The following is a 15,067-nucleotide window of genomic DNA, read 5'->3' on the forward strand; positions in this document are numbered from 1 at the left end:
AGCAGATTCTCTGCGGCGCCGGATTATTTTTAATGATAAGCTTGCTTAAATTTTTCAATCATGCTGTCCAGATTATGTCGCTGGACATAGACCGTTTTCACCTCTTCATATCTTGGCGACTTGTAGAAAACCTCATGGAAATCCATACTTCCGTTTCCTACTTTTACGACCTTTTGTACTTCAATATTCAACTTTTTCAATTCATCTCTGAAGACTTTAAATTCATCTTGGATACTACTGCTCATTTATATTTTTGGATTTTAGTTAATATTCAATTTATGTACAAAACCCCTTTCAAATTCCGGGCATTGTTATAAATTTTTATTAAAATTAGTAAATTTCCCAATATAAAACATCGGGTAATCATTATTTTTTTATTTATTTTAATGATTTCCTGATTATTTTGTCATATTCCACAAATACCACATCATCAAATACCTTCTGAATTTCATTCATCAACAACCTGAAATGCTCATCAGCAAAGAGAAAACCGTGGAATTGAACTGTTACCGTAATGCTTCTTCAGTCGTGCTACAGTAACTTCTACTCCCGCCTGTCAGAAATCGCTTATGCTGGTTTTATCTGCAACCTAAAGCAATCGGAAAAAAACAGGCGAAGCTTAATGAATTAATTGATAAATTTGAAGAAATAAACAATCAATTAAGGAATGACAGCTTCTGACTCTAAAAATCACTGGGAACATGTATACGAAACCAAAACCCCCGATCAGGTAAGCTGGACGCAGGAGAAACCAAAAACCTCTCTGGATTTCATCCGCTCTTTTGCATTGGGAAAAGATGCCAGAATAATCGATATCGGTGGCGGAGACAGCAACCTGGCCGATTTTCTTCTTGAAGAAGGTTATGAAAACATTACGGTACTGGATATTTCTGCCAAAGCTTTAGACAGGGCTAAACAAAGACTGGGTGAGGCCGCAGGTAAAGTCAAATGGATCGTTTCTGACATTACATCGTTTGAACCTGCAGAAACCTATGACATCTGGCATGACAGAGCTGCCTTTCATTTTCTTACCACCCCTGAACAGGTATCAAAATATATTGATATTGCAGAGAAAAACGTAAGGGGCTATATGATCCTGGGGACTTTCTCTAAAAACGGACCTGCAAAATGCAGCGGACTGAATATTCAACAATACGATGAACTTTCTTTATCAGAAAAATTTGAACCCTCTTTTGAAAAAATAAAGTGTCTGACTGAAGATCATACCACTCCTTTTGATACAATTCAGAATTTTATTTTCTGTACTTTTAAAAAGCTGTAATACAATTCAAGTATTTTTATTTAATTTTAATTTTACAACCATTAAATACAAAAATACTATGAAAAAATTGCTATTTATTCTTATTTCATGCGCCTTCAGCACGAATTTTTATTCACAAAAGTTAGAATTCCAGGAGTGTGGAACCGATGAATTAATGAAAAAACATTATGCCAGATTCCCTCAGGAGAAAATTCAGGATGATGCTTTTAATCTGGAATTATCCAAAATGATCAAAAGCGGAAAGCTGGATGCACACCTTAAGAATAATCAGGTGTATGAGATTCCTATCGTGGTACATGTGGTAGGGGACGGAAGTGCGGTAGGAACTGTCAACAACAAGTCCGATGCTGATATCATTGCCTGGGTCAATTATACCAACGGGGTGTTCTCGGGAAGTAATTCCAGCGGAATGGACGGCGCCAGTGCAGTATTACCGGTTAGATTTGTTTTCGCTAAAATAGATCCCAGCTGCAATCCTACCAATGGAATCAACCGGATCAATGCCTCCCATCTTCCTAAATATGTAAGCGGCGGAGTCAATGATGACAACACAACCAACGCCGTGAACGCTACAGAAATTACAGCAATGGGATTATGGGATACCAGCAAATACTACAACATTTATGTGGTTAAAAAATTAACTTCCAATTCAGGAGCACTGAATGGCTATGCCTACTATCCTGGAGGGAGCAAAGATTATTCTTTTATGGCAACGAGTGCCTCTGCTGTAAATGCTCAGACTTTGGCCCATGAATTCGGACATGCCCTGGGGCTGAGACATACCCATGAAGGATATAATGCCACTTCGGGAGACTGCCCTGTAAACAATGACTGTACCCTGGATGGAGATCTGGTATGTGATACGGAACCTATGAAAAGTCTCTACCACTCTTCTGTTCCCTATACCTGCCAGACAGGAAAGATCAACCCATGTACAACTCAGCTGTATGCGGGGGGAGAAAGGAATGTGATGGCGTATACCTTCTGTTTCCGGAACCTGTTTACACAGGGACAGGCAACAAGAGCGACAGCCCAGCTTCTACAGTACAGACAGTCCCTGATCAATTCTCCGGTTGCCTCCACCACGGTGATCAATAACAGCACAACCTTAACAAACGCCTGCACACCAACCTCAATAACCAATCCGGGAGGATATAATATTGGGATCACTTCGGTGAAATTCGGAAACATCAGTAATTACTCCAGCAATTACAAACAGGCAGCCAATAATTTTTATGAAAACTTCACCGGAACCTACTGCCTGGGAATTTCAAAAACAACCATTCCCAAAAACGCTCCTACCACCCTTACCGTTGCTCCGGGATCCAGCAATGCCCATATCATCAAAGCTTATATTGATTATAATAATGACGGTCAGTTTAATGAGACCACAGAACTGGTTCTCAACCAAAGTGGCGTGAGCAATGGTTCGTTCGCGACGGCCAACATTACACCACCTGCCAATGCGGTTGTTAATACGCCGCTCAGAATGAGAGTTATTGGCGATTTCAACGGTACGGCAGTTACAGCATGTTATACTCCAAAATACGGACAGGTAGAAGACTATTCCGTGATGATAAATTCACAAGCCCTGTTATCTTTAAAAGACACTATTCAGAACAATACTGCTTACATCACCAAAGATACAGGTTCCGTCTATGTAAAAGGCGATTCTAAAATTTCATCGCTTCACATTTATGATGCTTCAGGAAGACTTCTTACACAAAAAACAGATATTAATACCACGGAATTCAGATATCCTGTGGAACAGAGGGATATCATCATTATCGTGAATGCTGTTTTTAAAGACGGAAAAACAATCACTCAAAAACTAAAATTCTAACCCCTATATTCAATAAAAAAAGAGAGCGTTTTGCTCTCTTTTTTAGTTGATGCTGAAACCTGATTTCTTATCTTATTGTAAACAACACCGATTTTCTTATGTCGTCCGGATTACTATTTTTTTTCATCTTCCATTTCCACCTCATGCCGCAGCTGTGCCTTGTAAAGGGTAGCATAATATCCGTTCTTATCCAGCAGTTCAAGATGTCTGCCTTCTTCTACAATTTTACCGTGTTCCATCACAATGATCTTATCAGCTTTTTCAATCGTTGACAGCCTGTGGGCAATAATGATGGAGGTTCTGTTTTTGGTAATTTTTTCTGTAGCTCTCTGAATCAGCTTTTCACTTTCATGGTCTATTGATGACGTCGCTTCATCCAGAATTAAGATCTTAGGATCGGACAAATAAGCTCTGAGGAAAGACAATAGCTGTCTCTGTCCCAGTGATATTGATGATCCTCTTTCGCTTACCACATAATCATATCCGCCGGGAAGCTGCTCAATAAACCGGTCCACCTCAATCTCCCGGGCTCCGGCTTTTATTTTATCCAGCGTAATAGAGTCATCCCCAAAGGAAAGATTTTCAAAAATACTGCCATGGAAAAGGAAAACATCCTGCAGTACCACTCCGATATGGCTTCTGAGATTATAGAGTTCATAATCTTTTAGATCTACATCATCAATAAGAATCTTTCCGGAATTGATATCATAAAGTCTTGTAATAAGACTGATAATTGTGGATTTCCCGGCACCGGTCGCTCCTACAATAGCTACGGTTTCTCCCGGATTTACTTTGAAATCGATACCTTTCAGTACCTCCTGCTTTTCATCATACGCAAAACGTACGTTATGGAATTCTATTTTACCGTCAAAATGATCTTTCCTTACCGTTCCGGTATTTGGCATTGAGTTTTCTTCATCCATCAACCCCAGCACCCTTTCCGCACCCACAATACCACGCTGGATATTGTTGAAACGGTCAGCAATCTGCCTCAGAGGGCGAATCAGCATAGAGATGTACTGAATAAAAGCAATCACCACCCCGGCACTGATCGTAATATACCCTCCATAGAACAGGATAAACCCGATAAACAGGGAAGAAATTAGCTCTACTACAGGAAAGAATAATGAGAAGATAAAAACGGTTCTCAGCAAAGCGCTTTTCAGCGTAATATTGATATCATCAAATTTTTTGAATTCGGATTCCTGCCTGTTGAACACCTGAATGATCGGCATTCCTGCCAATCTTTCCTGAACAAAAGAGTTTTGGGTAGAGGTCCAGTTTCGTTCGTCTCCGAAGGCCTTTTTAAGCCTCTTCTGAAAAAACCTTGTGATAACGACCATTAATGGTAAAATCGCCAGTGTAATATAGCTGAGATGCACATTGGTACTGAACATCATGACGAGAACAAATACAATTCTCAGAATATCCCCAAAAACCATCAGGAAACCATCTGTATATACTGTGGCAATCGTTTCTACATCACCTACAGCACGGGTAACCAGCTGCCCGATAGGCGTCTTGTCAAAAAATGAAGTTCTGAAGTAAATCAGTTTTGCATATAATCTTTCCCTGATATCACGGATGACATTCTGCGAGATAAAATTTGAAAAGTAAACCAAAAAGAAGTTTAATACTGTTTCAGCAAATACCAACCCTACCAAAATGTAGATATGCTTCATCATCAATGCCTTATCCTGCAGCTTTGTGATATCATTATCCACTACTTCCATGGTAAGATATGGCCGGTAGGTAGAAACTATGGATAGTATGACGGAGATTACTAAAGTAAGGATGAACCAAGAACGAAACTTCATTCCAATAAAGAACAGCCTTTTTACAATTCCCCAGGTATCTTGTTTTTTCATTGTACGAATCGAAGAAAAGAATTAAAATAAAATTCTATGCAAAAATAAGACTTTCTACATTGCCAGCCTTTACAACTTTGGAAATCATGATAGAAAATTTCAGATACCTTTCATTTACAATATGAATAGCCGGTATATTGATCAGGTTGTTTTTACTCCTGATTATTTTTACCAATCTGTGTGCCCTATTGACCGTTTTATTACTGTTTATTCTTTTTCCAGCGTATATCCAGATAACGATATCCCATCCATACAACAGCCAGTGAAAGGATCCAGCCCAGGATATTCGCGACGGTAAAACTATTGAAATCTATATCCTGCTCGTAATAATTAGGATCCATGATGATGCCGAAAAGCCCATAGATAAGGCCAATGAAAAATTGCACTCCAATCCATAATGCCACCCCCAGAAGGCCGTACTTCCATGGGGTTTTACCATGGCTGGCAGCCAGCTTCTGATAAAAAACAAAGGTGATTATCGCAATTAAGATTGTAATCATTACTTTTATATTTAAAACTCATACCCTACATCCACCAGATACAACCCATGTGCAGGAGCCGAAGTTCCGGCGGCATTACGGTTCTTATCCTCGATAACCTTACGCAGATCTTCCGGCTGCAGTTTCCCGGTCCCTATTTCTACCATCGTTCCCACAATAGCACGGACCATGTTTCTAAGAAAACGATTGGCAGAAACAGTAAATTTCAGTTCGCTTCCGTTCTGTTCCCATTCTGCGCGGTACATTTTGCAGATATTGGTTTTATTATCGGTCTTTAATTTGGCAAAACTTGTAAAATCTTCATATTCAAACAAGATCTTGCAGGCTTTATTCATTGCATCAATATCGAGCGGCCTTTTCCAGTGCTGCCAGGCAGATTCCTGGGTGAACGGATTTTTTACCAGTGAAATATAATATTCATAGGTTCTGAAGGTTGCATCAAAACGGGCATGGAAATTATCCTTTACCCTAAAAATCCTTTCGATGGAAATATCCGGCGGCAAAAAGCTGTTCAGCCTGCGGGGAAGTTCAGCATCAAGCACTTTTTCTGTATCAAAATGGGCAAATATTTTTTTGGCATGAACCCCCGTATCCGTGCGTCCTGCTCCGGTAGTTTTAATTTCTTCTCTTAAAATGGTGGAAAGTGCTTTTTCCAGTTCTTCCTGTACAGAAATGGCATCCGGTTGTATCTGATAACCGAAATAATTCTTTCCGTTGTAAGAAAATTCAATAAAGTATCTCAATGTAATATAATAACTCCGCAAAATTACTTAATTTACTGAAATATTTGTTGAAAAGTCTTTGAGAATATTGTATCAAATCCCTATTAAAATCCTTATTTTTGCAATCGTATGAAAAGATGGTACCTTTATCCTTTTTCCCTCGGTTATCATTTGGTAACGGGTATCCGGAACACCATGTATGATCTGGGAATTTTTAAATCGACAAAATTCAAGACACCGATAATCAATGTCGGGAATCTTTCTGTGGGCGGAAGCGGAAAATCGCCTATGGTGATGTATCTTGCCCAGTATCTATCCAAGCATTACAGAACCGGAGTGCTGTCACGGGGTTACGGTAGGTTAACCAAAGGGTATGAAGTCACCAATTACGAAAGCAATTATAAGATTGTGGGTGACGAAGCCATGCAGCTTTTTGAGCGTTTCAAGAACCGTTTTGTCATTGCTGTTTCTGAGGAACGGGTACCGGGTGCTAAAAAAGTGATCGATGATATGGATCTTGAAGTACTGGTACTGGATGATGCGATGCAGCATAGATCCATCAGGGCAGGCTTTAACATCCTGATGACCGATTTTAATGATCCTTTTTTCAAGGACTACCTTCTTCCGGCCGGAGACCTCAGGGAATCAAGAGCCGGGTCCAAAAGAGCAGACATCATTATGGTGAGCAAATGTCCTGATGAACTTACCGAGGAAACAAAAAGGTATTATATCTCCAGGATCAGACCTTCCTATAAGCAGAAAGTCTTCTTTTCATCAATCGGCTATGACGAAAATGTATACGGTAAAGACAAAATGCTTCCGGATAACAACCTGAATTATTATGATATTTTACTGATCACAGGAATCGCCAATCCGAAACCGCTTTTGGAGCATCTTGCAAAATTCTCCAAAAGAGTGAAACACTTAAAATTCAGGGATCATCATAATTTCACCGATGATGATATTAAAAAAATTCTTGCAGAATATAAAAAGCTGGGAGAATATAAACTGATATTAACCACAGAGAAGGACTATGTCCGTCTGAAAACTTTTGACTATCTTAGAGAAATTGTTTACTACTGGCCTATCAATGTACTTATTGATAAAAAGGAAGAATTCAATCAAATCATCTTAGATTATGTTAGAAAAAATTAAAGAAACAGCTGATTTTATCAGGAACATCATCCACGATACTCCCGATTTTGCTGTTGTTTTGGGATCCGGACTTGGAAAACTGCAGAATGAAGTGGAACCGATCCATATTTTAGAATACAAAGATATTCCCAATTTTCCACAAACTACAGTGACAGGACATAGCGGAAAGCTTATCTACGGCATGCTGGAAGGTAAAAAGGTACTGATGATGAGTGGCCGCTTTCATTACTATGAAGGACATTCCATGGAAACCGTTACTTTCCCTGTTAGAGTTTTCCATTTATTAGGGATCAAAAACCTCATCCTTTCAAATGCTTGTGGCGGGGTAAATCCTGCTTATCGTGTTGCTGATGTAGTCATTCTAAAGGACCATATCAACATGATGCCTGAACATCCGTTACGGGGTCGGAATATAGATGAACTTGGGCCACGTTTTGTGGATATGAGCGAGCCTTACAATAAAAAAATGATCGCAGTAGCGGAACAAATTGCTGCTGAAAACAAGATCAATATCCACCAGGGAATCTATGTAGCCCTTCAGGGACCTACTTTTGAGACTCCAGCTGAGTATGGCATGATCAAAGCTATCGGCGGGGATATGGTGGGAATGAGCACCGTGCCTGAAGTAATTGTTGCCAGACACATGGGGATGGATGTCTTCTGCATGTCCGTGATTACTGATCTTGGCGGACCTGATATTGCCTTTGCCGTCTCTCATGAAGAAGTATTGAATGCTGCCCATAAGGCCATGCCCAATGTAATTACCGTGGTAAAGGGCCTGATTAAGCATTACCCATCATAAATTAGCTCAGGTCAGCCTGTAAAGAAGAACTGATGCTATTTTTCAATATTTCAACAGAGGATTGTCCGGATATATACTCTTTGTAACGTTATAGACATTTTCAATCTTATAAATTTTTCCCAATTCACCAAAAATCAATCTCAGATTGCAATTCATTTTTTAGATTTGTATCATGAAATTGTAAAAAATGAAAAAGTTATTATTAATTTTTATGATAGGTGTTTTTGGATTAAGCTATTCACAAGAAGCACCAGCTGTTCTTAAAACGGGGTTTTCAAAAGAAGCCCTGCAACAAAAACTGGAAGATGAAAACGGAAAATCAGTGACCATACAGCAGATTCTTGACCTGCATAAAGGAAAGGTTTTGGTGATTGATTTCTGGGCAGGATGGTGCAGAGACTGTCTGAAAGCACTTCCGAAAGCTGAAGAACTGGAAAGAAACAATCCCAATATTGATTTTGTTTTCTTATCTATGGAAAGATCTAAGGAAGGTTTTGACAAAAGCCTGGTACGATTCAATATGAAGGAGAAAGACAATTACTGGTTTGCTTCCGGTTGGAAAAATGATTTCACGAATTACGTTGACCTCAACTGGATTCCCCGGTATATGGTTATTGACCAGAAATCCTCTATTGCAAAGTATTACGCCATATCTCCTGAAGATCCGGAAATCCAGCAGACCATCAACAGACTGTTGAAGTAATTTGACACTTTAATTATTAATCAAAAAAGAAACAAGAAGTCTAATGTATTTAGATTTTTTTTAAATGTACCACCATGATCACGAGAGAAGCTACAGAGCAGGATTTAGAAATTCTTTTAGAATTTGAGCAGGGCGTTGTATCTGCAGAAAGGCCTTTTAACAGTACCCTTATTGAGGGTAAAATTAATTATTATGATTTAAACAACCTGATGCAGTCTCCGGATGCCCTTTTACTTGTTGCTGAGGATCAGAACGAAATCATTGGCTCGGGATATGCTCTCATCAAAAAGTCTGAAAAAGACTACAACCGGTTTAAGGAATATGCCTATCTGGGTTTTATGTATGTATCACCGGAGCACCGGGGAAAAGGAGTCAACAAGGTGATTACCGATGAGCTTGTTAACTGGGCAAAATCACGAAATATTTCAGAAGTGCGGCTGGATGTGTATTCGGAAAACGAATCTGCCATAAAAGCATATGAAAAAGCAGGATTTGAACCTCTCCTTTTAACAATGAGACTGAAGGCTTAAAAAAAGAAGCTTGATGATGGATGATGGAAGACATTGAAGTCTTATAGACTACTTTCCTATCTTTTATTAACTTTCCGGTCAATGGGTCATAGTTTTTTTTATTGACCTCGTTAACTTCCCTCTTCCAGCTTCCCTTCTATAAAAAATTTACCATCAATACAGGAATCCATATCTTTGTGATATGGATTTTTCTTTGCCGCTTCGTAAAATTATTCATGTGGATATGGATGCTTTCTATGCTTCTGTTGAGCAGCATGATAATCCCACGCTTAAAGGGAAACCTATTGCGGTTGGTGGGCAGCACCGTGGAGTTGTAGCAGCAGCCAGCTATGAAGCAAGGAAGTATGGCGTGCGTTCTGCCATGCCTAGCAAAACGGCCAAAGAAAAATGTCCGCATCTTATTTTTGTGCCACCGAGATTTGCCCGGTATAAAGAAATTTCGAAAAAAATCCGCGAGATTTTTTATGAGTATACCGATCTGGTAGAGCCCTTATCATTGGATGAGGCGTATCTGGATGTTACGGAGAATAAAAAAGGAATGGATTCTGCCAATCTGATCGCAAAAGAGATCCGTCAGAAAATATTTGAACAAACAGGCCTTACCGCATCTGCAGGGATTTCAGTGAATAAATTTTTGGCAAAAGTGGCATCGGATATCAACAAACCAAATGGCCAGAAAACAATTCACCCTGATAAGATGGAAGGCTTCCTGGAAGAGCTGCCGGTTGAAAAATTTTATGGTGTGGGAAGAGTCACTGCCAACAAAATGTTCAGCCTGGGAATTTATAAGGGGAAAGATTTAAAGAAAAGATCCCGGGAAGAGCTCATACAGCTTTTCGGAAAATCCGGAAACCATTATTACAATGTGGTTCGTGGCATTCATACTTCTGAAGTAAAGCCTCACCGGATTCAGAAAAGCGTTGCTGTAGAACGTACTTTTTTTGAAGATCTTTTCGATGAGCAGCAGATCAATGAAAAGCTGGACAGTCTGGCCCAGGAGCTTCATCAGAGATTACAGAAAAATAATATCCTGGGAAGAACACTAACTTTAAAAATCAAGTATAAAGATTTCTCTCTTTTTACCAGAAGCATGACCCGCGAAAATTATTTTATTTCTCCCGAACAGTATTTTACGACAGGGAAAAAACTCTGGGAACTTCGCCCCTTCGATAAAGCGGTGCGGCTGCTTGGGTTGTCTCTTTCTCACCTCAATACGGAGGAGAAAAAACAGGTTTCTGTTCAACTAAAAATTCCGTTTGAGGAATTCGGTGATCAATAGGCCTTTTTTCGTACCTTGTAGGAACCAAATCAGCAAATTTATGAACCCAACAATGATTCAGTTTTTCCATTGGTACTCTGAAGGAGATGGAAAATGGTGGAAAGAGGCCGAAAAACAGGCAGAATACTTATCAAAATCAGGAATCACCTCTGTATGGTTTCCTCCGGCGTATAAAGGCACAAATGGCGGCTTTTCTATCGGCTACGATGCTTACGATCTTTACGATCTCGGAGAATTTGATCAGAAAGGAACAACTCCCACAAAATACGGTACAAAAAATGAATATCTGAAAGCGATTAAGGCTTTGAAAAACCAGGGAATGGAAGTCATTGTAGATATTGTTCTGGGACATAAAGCCGGTGGCGATGAGCTTGAAAAATTTAAAGCAGTAAAGGTAGACGAGAATAACAGGGAAAAAGTAATTTCCGATGTCATTGACATAGAATCCTATACCAAGTTTACGTTTCCAGGAAGAGGAAAAAAATATTCCGATTTTGAATGGAATTTCACCTGCTTCAGTGGAGTAGACTATGCGGAAGGAATGGATTCTCACATTTATAAGATCCAGTCGGAATATGGAAATGACTGGGAAGAAATGATTCATGATGAAAAAGGGAATTATGATTACCTGATGTACAACGATATCGAACACCGTAATCCGTTTGTACGCGAAGAACTGAACAACTGGGCAAAATGGTATTTCGACCAGACCGACTTTGATGGCGTACGATTGGATGCCCTAAAGCATATCTCATTTGATTTTTATAAGGAATGGCTCACCGTACTGCGTTCCAATTCCGGAAAAAACATTTTTGCAGTCGGAGAATACTGGGCGCCTGGATACCTTCATCTGCTCCAAAAGTACATTGAGGTAACGGAAGGTTGTATGAGCCTTTTTGACAGTTCTCTTCAAAATAATTTTCATAATGCCTCAAAGGAAGGCGGCTCCTATGACCTCAGGAGAATCTTTGATGAAACCCTTACGCAGGCAGATCCTATGCATTCCGTAAGTTTAGTGGCCAATCATGACACACAACCGCTGCAGGACCTGGAAGCTCCCGTAGAACCATGGTTCAAGCCCATCGCCTATGCCCTTATTCTGTTGAGAAAAGATGGCTATCCATGTGTATTTTACCCTGATCTTTTTGGAGCTCATTATGTAGATAAAGACAGAGAAGGCAATGATCAGGAAATTTTCATGCCCAAAGTAGATGGTATTGAGGGACTTCTGAAAGCAAGAAAAGAGCATGCTTACGGTAATCAGAAAGATTATTTTGAAGACGCCAACTGCCTGGGATGGGTACGTGAAGGGGATGATGAACATTCGGGCTGCGCTGTGGTGGTCAGCAATAAGGAGGCGTACCATAAGCCTATGGAAATGGGTGAAAAATATATAGGAAAGATTTTTTATGATGTTCTGGGAAGGTATGAGGAAAAAGTAACGATCGATGACAAGGGATGGGGAAATTTTCCGGTACCGGCAGGAAATGTGAGTGTCTGGATCGCAGAATAAGATCAAAATATCAATAAAAAGCATACATGATCCGAGTAACTTGTCATGTATGCTTTTCTTTTTCTATTAATCAGTTGATAGGGTTTCTAGCATTGGATTCCCCGGCAGTTTCTAAAATCGATAGCCCATTCGCAACAGAAATTATCTTCGTTGTATGCACAACAAACTCTGTCGCGGATGATAATTCCCCCTTTCAGGTTTCTGAGCTCTTGTCTATCCATTTTTCTTGCATTGAAAAGTTTTGTTTTCATAATTATTACTTTTTAAGGTTTAGTTGATTAAATATACATAAAACATCACATATGAATGAATAAAATACATCAAAAAAACCAACAAATACATATAAAAAGCAATCTACTGAATATTTTGCTGTACATCAACCTTTTTCACTTCAAGAATAGCAGGCCGCCCGGAGTGTTTACTAATTTTCCCGGTACGGGCAAATTCTGCCCAAAGAGCTCTTATTTGTTTACCATACTCGTGAATATGGCTCCAGGGTATATCTTTCAGCAATCCGGAAGATTTCCACGCTGATTCATTTCCAAAAATCAAAGGAAGGTCAATGCAGTGAGGTGCTCCGATAGGATTATCTTTCAATTTTGAATGAATTCTGAATAGATACACATTCCCACCGGCTTCAGCCAGATGTTGGGCAAACTGCCTCGCCGGCTTTCCGTAGATCAATTCTGTGGTTTTCTCAACCGTTTTATCCATCACTTTTAAGCCCCACCCTTTTCCGAAATATTTATTCAGAGCGTCTGAGGTTTTAAGATAAAAGGCTGTTTCATCGTTGTTGAAACCAATCAGCACATCATAATTTTTCGCATTTTTTTTCCATTGCGCCATCGATTCTTCTTCTGTACATAATGGTGGAAAGCTATACTGGACCCCAAAAGGCATAGCCGCCTTCAAACCATATCTGATGATAGATGGAACAAGCTTTCCGTATTCATCCATCATCTTTAGAACATCGACCTCATCTTTTAACTTCTCTGTCTTTCTCAAAAAATCGGCAGACATTTTCTGTCTTTTATGACGCAAACCCAAAGGAGCACTCTGCATAATAACCCGTTGGAATAATCCTTCTACTCCCTCTGATATCATCAGATGAGCAATAGCATCACCACCTGAAGATTGGCCGAAGAGGGTTATGTTATCCGGATCTCCGCCAAAGTCTGCAATATTGCTTTTAATCCACTTCAATGCTTCAATAATATCCAATAAGCCGAGATTGGGAGGTCTTTCTCCATCACCCCCCAAAAATCCAAAGAGTCCCAAACGATAGGATACCGTAACGACGATGATATGCTGTTCTTTTACCCATTCTGCCGGATCTGCTGTAGGCAAATCACCACATCCTATTTCATGAGATCCGCCATGAATCCAAACAATGACCGGACACTTTTCATTTTCCTCAATCACTTCAGGACGGGCAACAGATAGGTATTGGGTAGATTCGTCAGGCTGAAAGGTTTCAACGGGAGTAGCGCCGATCATTTTTTCTACAAGGGGACTGAGCACCTGTGGACAAACCGGAGTTTTATCAGGGGAAACCATCACTGATGCTGAAGGTTCTGCAGGAACAGGCTTCTGAAACCTTTCAGAAAAGGCATAGCGAATACTTTTAGCTCTGATTATTCCTTCTTCTTTTAATGCAATAATTCTCCCGAAACGGGTCTCGAAAATTGTAGTGTTCTGCTGATTGGGTGTCATCTTTAAAACTGTGAAAACTTTTCTCTTTAAATTTAATTATTTAAACACAAATTCCACAAATACAGGCACAAATATCACAAACCATTATTGTGTTATTCGTGAAAAAAAATTAGTGTCATTCGTGTTAAAAAAACTAGTTCAGGATTTTATACTCACTCGGTGACATTCCTACTTTGGTTTTGAATAATCTGGTAAAGTGTTGTGGATATTTGAAGCCCAGATCATACGAAATTTCGCTGATCGATTTTCCCTGCTCAAGGATCTGTTCTTTGGCGATATCTATTAATTTATTATGGATCAGTTCCTGCGGGGAGATCCCGAGTTCCTTTTTAATCAGGTCGCCAAAATAATTGGCGGAAAGATTCAGTTTTTCAGCAAAGTAATTCACCATGGGAAATCCTATATTCTTCGGATTTTCAGATTTTAAATAATCATCTACCAGATTTTCAAATTTTCCGATCACCCCTTGGTTGATATGGTCCCGTGTGATAAACTGGCGGTCGTAGAAACGCATACAATAATTCAAAAACAGTTCAATATTGTTAACGATGAGTGATTTGCTGTGTTTATCAATGGATTGTTCCAGCTCATGCTTTATATTTTTAAAACACTCCAGAATAATTTCCCTTTCTTTTTCTGAAAGATGTAAAGCTTCATGAACATCATAAGAGAAGAAATTATAGTCTTTGATATTTTTTCCAAGATTGGTTCCTTTCAATAAATCCGGATGAAAAATCAACGCAAAACCTGCAGGCTGAACATGCTTATCTTTATTATAAATTCCATACGTCTGCCCTGGCGCAATGAAAACCAATGTCCCTTCCTGATAGTCATAGCTATGTTTTCCATATTGCATGTCTCCACACATGACATCTTTTAAAAAAACCGTGTAGAACCCGAATCTTCTTCTATATTGGCAAATAGGATCCGACTTGGAAAAATCAATGACACTTACCAGCGGATGCAGGGTTTCATGATTGGCCATTTTATTATATTCCGAGACCGTGTTATAGATTTGAACCTCCTGATTTTCCATTGAATTATTTTTAATCTTACTCAAAATTACTACTTTCCCGGGTAACGTAAAGACTGTCTGTAAAATTGGTAAGTATTCCGGTAATCTGTATAAGTATGGTTTATCAGAAAGTTTCGATTTT

At 39.4% G+C, this 15,067-nt stretch carries 15 protein-coding genes; 8 read left to right on the forward strand and 7 right to left on the reverse strand.

Features of this window, described 5'->3' with window-relative positions; all coding sequences use genetic code 11:
* Positions 1 to 29 precede the first annotated feature (29 nt).
* Positions 30 to 245, reverse strand: coding sequence for a hypothetical protein (locus DRF67_RS19475; RefSeq protein ID WP_115929972.1), 216 nt, complete (start codon positions 243 to 245; stop codon positions 30 to 32).
* 422 nt (positions 246 to 667) lie between these two features.
* On the opposite strand from DRF67_RS19475, the gene DRF67_RS19480 reads away from it, so the two are divergent.
* Positions 668 to 1,282 (forward strand): class I SAM-dependent methyltransferase, encoded by a 615-nt coding sequence (locus DRF67_RS19480; protein WP_115929973.1) that lies wholly within the window; start codon positions 668 to 670, stop codon positions 1,280 to 1,282.
* A gap of 58 nt (positions 1,283 to 1,340) precedes the next feature.
* The gene (locus tag DRF67_RS19485; protein ID WP_123912792.1) at positions 1,341 to 3,125 is read left to right on the forward strand and encodes a GEVED domain-containing protein; all 1,785 of its coding nucleotides are present in this window, start codon (positions 1,341 to 1,343) and stop codon (positions 3,123 to 3,125) included.
* Positions 3,126 to 3,238: 113 nt separating this feature from the next.
* Here DRF67_RS19485 and DRF67_RS19490 read toward each other — a convergent pair whose 3' ends face one another.
* The 3 genes from DRF67_RS19490 to truA form a co-directional block, all read right to left on the reverse strand.
* Positions 3,239 to 4,993, reverse strand: coding sequence for an ABC transporter ATP-binding protein (locus tag DRF67_RS19490; protein ID WP_115929975.1), 1,755 nt, complete (start codon positions 4,991 to 4,993; stop codon positions 3,239 to 3,241).
* 200 nt (positions 4,994 to 5,193) lie between these two features.
* Entirely contained in the window at positions 5,194 to 5,493 is a 300-nt protein-coding gene (locus DRF67_RS19495; protein ID WP_115929976.1) for a hypothetical protein, read from the reverse strand.
* Between the two features lie 11 nt (positions 5,494 to 5,504).
* The gene (gene truA / locus DRF67_RS19500; protein ID WP_115929977.1) at positions 5,505 to 6,236 is read right to left on the reverse strand and encodes a tRNA pseudouridine(38-40) synthase TruA; all 732 of its coding nucleotides are present in this window, start codon (positions 6,234 to 6,236) and stop codon (positions 5,505 to 5,507) included.
* A gap of 108 nt (positions 6,237 to 6,344) precedes the next feature.
* Between truA and lpxK the strand changes: the two genes are divergently transcribed.
* From lpxK to DRF67_RS19530, 6 genes are all read left to right on the forward strand, one after another.
* Positions 6,345 to 7,370, forward strand: a complete 1,026-nt coding sequence (lpxK, locus tag DRF67_RS19505; protein ID WP_115929978.1) for a tetraacyldisaccharide 4'-kinase — start codon at positions 6,345 to 6,347, stop codon at positions 7,368 to 7,370.
* A complete protein-coding gene (locus DRF67_RS19510) occupies positions 7,354 to 8,172 on the forward strand; it encodes a purine-nucleoside phosphorylase (RefSeq protein ID WP_115929979.1) in 819 nt (272 codons plus the stop codon). The genes lpxK and DRF67_RS19510 overlap by 17 nt, the downstream gene beginning before the upstream one ends.
* Before the next feature lie 187 nt (positions 8,173 to 8,359).
* The gene (locus tag DRF67_RS19515) at positions 8,360 to 8,875 is read left to right on the forward strand and encodes a TlpA family protein disulfide reductase (RefSeq protein WP_115929980.1); all 516 of its coding nucleotides are present in this window, start codon (positions 8,360 to 8,362) and stop codon (positions 8,873 to 8,875) included.
* Between the two features lie 74 nt (positions 8,876 to 8,949).
* Positions 8,950 to 9,405 (forward strand): GNAT family N-acetyltransferase, encoded by a 456-nt coding sequence (locus tag DRF67_RS19520; RefSeq protein WP_115929981.1) that lies wholly within the window; start codon positions 8,950 to 8,952, stop codon positions 9,403 to 9,405.
* A gap of 181 nt (positions 9,406 to 9,586) precedes the next feature.
* A complete protein-coding gene (gene dinB / locus DRF67_RS19525; protein WP_115929982.1) occupies positions 9,587 to 10,684 on the forward strand; it encodes a DNA polymerase IV in 1,098 nt (365 codons plus the stop codon).
* A 40-nt stretch (positions 10,685 to 10,724) separates the two neighbouring features.
* Entirely contained in the window at positions 10,725 to 12,197 is a 1,473-nt protein-coding gene (locus tag DRF67_RS19530; protein ID WP_115929983.1) for an alpha-amylase, read from the forward strand.
* An 86-nt stretch (positions 12,198 to 12,283) separates the two neighbouring features.
* Here DRF67_RS19530 and DRF67_RS21660 read toward each other — a convergent pair whose 3' ends face one another.
* The 3 genes from DRF67_RS21660 to DRF67_RS19540 all read right to left on the reverse strand — a co-directional run bounded on the left by DRF67_RS21660 (position 12,284) and on the right by DRF67_RS19540 (position 14,946).
* Positions 12,284 to 12,448, reverse strand: a complete 165-nt coding sequence (locus tag DRF67_RS21660; RefSeq protein WP_165851848.1) for a hypothetical protein — start codon at positions 12,446 to 12,448, stop codon at positions 12,284 to 12,286.
* A gap of 103 nt (positions 12,449 to 12,551) precedes the next feature.
* The gene (locus DRF67_RS19535) at positions 12,552 to 13,910 is read right to left on the reverse strand and encodes a carboxylesterase family protein (protein WP_115929984.1); all 1,359 of its coding nucleotides are present in this window, start codon (positions 13,908 to 13,910) and stop codon (positions 12,552 to 12,554) included.
* 133 nt (positions 13,911 to 14,043) lie between these two features.
* Positions 14,044 to 14,946: a helix-turn-helix domain-containing protein gene (locus DRF67_RS19540; protein WP_115929985.1), complete on the reverse strand. Its 903-nt coding sequence runs from the start codon at positions 14,944 to 14,946 to the stop codon at positions 14,044 to 14,046.
* Positions 14,947 to 15,067: the final 121 nt, after the last annotated feature.

Origin of the sequence: Chryseobacterium pennipullorum (assembly GCF_003384725.1) — a bacterium.
Classification (GTDB): domain Bacteria; phylum Bacteroidota; class Bacteroidia; order Flavobacteriales; family Weeksellaceae; genus Chryseobacterium; species Chryseobacterium pennipullorum.